The organism is Solirubrobacter phytolaccae (genome assembly GCF_027587195.1).
GTDB classification, from domain to species: domain Bacteria; phylum Actinomycetota; class Thermoleophilia; order Solirubrobacterales; family Solirubrobacteraceae; genus Solirubrobacter; species Solirubrobacter phytolaccae.
The window spans coordinates 1-570 of record NZ_JAPDDP010000168.1; the positions used below are offsets into that span (position 1 = coordinate 1).

Sequence of the window (570 nt, forward strand, 5' to 3'; positions counted from 1 at the left end):
GAGGTCCGCCTGCGGGACGGCCACGTCGAAGCCGAGGCGGTGCTGAGATGACGGCGCACGGCCGGCGAGCGGCATGCGCCGCGTGGACCGGTGCGGCACGGCTGCGTCCGCGCGCGGCGCCGGGCTCCGCGGCATGTCGGTGGTCGGCGTCGGCCGACGGATCACGGTCGCGTGCGTGCTCGGGGCGGCGCGATGACCGCGGCGACGGCACTGCGGCTCGCGCGCTCCGGCTCACGGTCCGAGCGCTGGCGGCGACGCCTGATCGCCGGCTCGGTCGCGGTCGCCGGTGCGCTGCTGCTGTACGTCGTCCACCTCGTGCGCGCGCCGTTGGACTGGAGCTCGGGGCTCGCGCGGTACGTGATCGAGGACGGGCTGCGCGTCGGTGTCGCCACCGCCGCGGTGCTGCTCGTCGTGCCGGTGGTGGCGTTGACGGCGCAGGCGCTACGGATGGGGTCGGTCGCGCGGGACCGGCGGATGGCGGCGCTGCGGCTCGCGGGCGCGACGCCGCGGGACGTGCGCGTCGTCGCGGGCGTCGAGGCGGCGCGGGCCGCGGCGGTCGAAGTCGGATCG

The 570-nt window shown here is 78.1% G+C and carries 1 pseudogene; it reads left to right on the forward strand.

Going from position 1 to position 570, the window contains the following annotated elements:
* Positions 1–171: 171 nt before the first annotated feature.
* Positions 172–570 (forward strand): annotated as a pseudogene (locus OJ997_RS36265) (hypothetical protein); the annotation flags it as partial.